The sequence below is a fragment of the Bradyrhizobium sp. genome, assembly GCF_019242285.1.
Classification (GTDB): domain Bacteria; phylum Pseudomonadota; class Alphaproteobacteria; order Rhizobiales; family Xanthobacteraceae; genus Bradyrhizobium.
Genome location: NZ_JAFAVV010000684.1, coordinates 1 through 2,734 on the forward strand (window position 1 = coordinate 1; position 2,734 = coordinate 2,734).

Genomic DNA, 2,734 nt, shown 5'->3' on the forward strand with positions numbered 1-2,734 from the left:
GAGATTCACCGCATTAATCAGACCGGCGTGTCGATCCTTCTGGTCGAGCAAAATGTCGAAACGGCACTCAAGTTGTGCCCGCGCGTTTTTTTGATGGAAAAGGGCACCATTGTTTACAACGGCGTTTCGCACGATCTCAAATCGCAGCCCGAGATCGTGCATCGATACCTCGGACTGTCGACATAGCAAAGGCAGTCATCTCGGAAGGGAGCAGACCATGATACACAACAGGATATCTCGTCGCAGTTTCCTAGAAGCCGCGCTCGCAGGAGGCACACTGGCTGGCACAGCCAGTGTCACCATCACGAAGGACCTGTTCGCGCAGGCGTCTGGGCCGATCGTGATCGGCCACCACTGCGACCTGACCGGCGTTATCTCGTCGTGGGGAGTGTGGCACGACAAGGCCGCCAGGGCCGCGGTCGACATCATCAACAAGGGCGGTGGTATCGCCGGCCGCAAGGTCGAACTCGTCACAGAGGATACCGAATCCAATCCGGCTTCCGGCGCGCGCAAGCTGCGTAACCTTATCCAGCGCAGCAATGCGGAATTCATCGTCGGTTCTGTGCATTCCGGCGTCATGCTGGCTGCGCTTCCGATTGCGAGCGAACTCAAGACGATCTACTTCTCCACCGGTGAAGCGACCGAAGTAACCGGCTCTAAGGGTACGCGTTTCTCTTTCCGCACCGGCACGGATACCTATTCGATCGCCGCCGCCAGCATGCCCTGGTGCGTGGAGAATTTCGGCAAGGTCTGGACGATCATCTACGCCGACTACGCGTGGGGCCAGAGTACGAACCAAGAATCCAAGCACTTCATTGAGAAAGCCGGCGGTAAGGTGCTCACCAGCATTCCGGTGCCGCTCGACACCAAGGATTTCGTGCCCTATCTCGCGCAGATTCCCGCCGATAGCCAGGTAGTGCTACCTGCCTTCATCGGCTCGCTGTCGGTCGCCTTCTACACGCAGGCGCAGACGATGGGACTCGACAAGAAGGTGAAGATGTTTTCGTCCTCTGCCAGCCTCGAGTCGATCGACCCAGGCGACATCCAGGGCGCAGCGGAAGGGGTCTATTTCTTCGAGAACTTCCCGCGCATGCTGGCGCACAAGAACGACGAGTACCACAAGGAATTCAACAAGCTCGTCGGCATCGACGATGTCTACTGCCGCGAAATCGGTGGTACACGCGTGATGGATAAGAGCCACGGTTGGCAGGCATGGGAAGATATTTTCGCCATCAAGCAAGCCATCGAGGCCTCTGGCTATAAGACCCGCAAGGACATTGAAGGCGTCATCAGAGCGTTGGAAGGCATGCAGATGGCGAACTCACTTGGGCATCCGCAGGGCGACAAGCTTATCCGGAAGGAAGATCACGCCGGCATTATCGATTGCTACATTAGCCGTGTGGAGAATGGGAAGTTCGAGGTTAAGAAACGAATTCCCAAGGAGGAACTCATGGCGAACATGCCGTTGCGGCACAATCTCTCAACGCTGCCGGCATAACGCTTTGGCGACGGCGCGCCATTGCCCGCCGTCGCCAATGGTTGAATACATTCTCCGATGCGACCCTGGTAGTGCTTGCAGTCATGGGAGCCGCTATCATGAAGCTGCAGCAGTGGGCCGATCCCAGGATCGCGCCATGGGTTGCGCCCGATAACCACTGAGCCTGGAGAATGCCGCAATGAAAGTCGGTCCCATTCTCGCTCTCGCCCTTGCCTCGTTCTATTTCTTGGGAAATCGCGATGCCCAGACGGCGGACATGGTGCGTGTCAGCGATGGCCCGTTCGTGTCCGGCGGCGGCTATTATGTTGCGCGGGAGAAGGGATATTTCCAGAAGCTCGGGATTGAGATTCAGCATCGCGAGTTCATGGACGGCTCGCTTGCCGTGCCGGCGATCGTCTCGGGCGAGCTTGACATCTCCGCCATGACCGCGGCCGCCGGCTTGTTCAACAGCGTCGCCAAAGGCGCGCCGCTCGTAATCATTCTCGACCGCGGAAATAATCGTCGGGGCTTCGGCTATACCGTCACCAGCGTCACCCAGGAGATGTACGATCAAGGCATTCGATCGCTGGCCGATTTCGGCAAGCTTAGGGGTAAGCGCGTCGGCGTCGGAGCTCTCGGCAGCATCAACCAGTACAATGTCGCTCTCGCGCTCGCCAAGGTGGGCCTCGATCCGGCCAAGGATGTGCAGTGGACCGTCAACGTGCCGCAGCCCGATCTGATGAAGATGCTCGGGCAAAAGCAGGTCGACGTCACCGATCTTGCCTACCAGTTCGGCTTCTTCGCCCAGAACAATAAATGGGGCCCCATGATCGCCACGGGGGACGTGGTCGCGCCCGGCACTGCAATTGCCGCTTTTGCAGTACGCAAGGATTATTTGCAAAAGAATCGGGACGTGGTTGTTCGCTGGGCCATGGCTTACTTGCAGGGTGTCAAGGAGTTCAATGCTGCGGCTGTCGCTCCCGACAAGCATACCGACGTCCTTGATATCCTCGCGCGCACCACGGCGCTGAACAAACCGGAGCTGATCAAAGCGATCGCTCCCCATTGGAGCTATGTCAACGAGGACGGCGCGCCACCGGTCGATTCGATCATGACAATGCAGGAGTTCTGGAGCGGGAAGGACTTCCACTTTGTCGAACAGAAGGTTTCACGGGAGCAGCTTTTCGATTTGTCGGTCGCCAATGACGCGAAGGCGCGGCTGGCTCGCGATAACCCATTCGGCAACTGAGAGGTCGG

2 protein-coding genes and 1 pseudogene are annotated in these 2,734 nt (G+C 58.2%); all 3 read left to right on the top strand.

What is annotated here, in order from left to right:
• Positions 1–186, top strand: a pseudogene (locus tag JOY90_RS27710) (ABC transporter ATP-binding protein); the annotation flags it as partial.
• A 31-nt stretch (positions 187–217) separates the two neighbouring features.
• Positions 218–1,498: an ABC transporter substrate-binding protein gene (locus tag JOY90_RS27715; RefSeq protein WP_291694284.1), complete on the top strand. Its 1,281-nt coding sequence runs from the start codon at positions 218–220 to the stop codon at positions 1,496–1,498.
• A 178-nt stretch (positions 1,499–1,676) separates the two neighbouring features.
• Positions 1,677–2,726, top strand: coding sequence for an ABC transporter substrate-binding protein (locus JOY90_RS27720; protein ID WP_291694285.1), 1,050 nt, complete (start codon positions 1,677–1,679; stop codon positions 2,724–2,726).
• Positions 2,727–2,734: the final 8 nt, after the last annotated feature.

Excerpts from the sequence above, each read along its gene's own strand:
- JOY90_RS27715 (WP_291694284.1), top strand. The coding sequence starts at position 218 with ATGATACACAACAGGATATCTCGTCGCAGTTTCCTAGAAGCCGCGCTC.
- JOY90_RS27720 (WP_291694285.1), top strand. The coding sequence starts at position 1,677 with ATGAAAGTCGGTCCCATTCTCGCTCTCGCCCTTGCCTCGTTCTATTTC.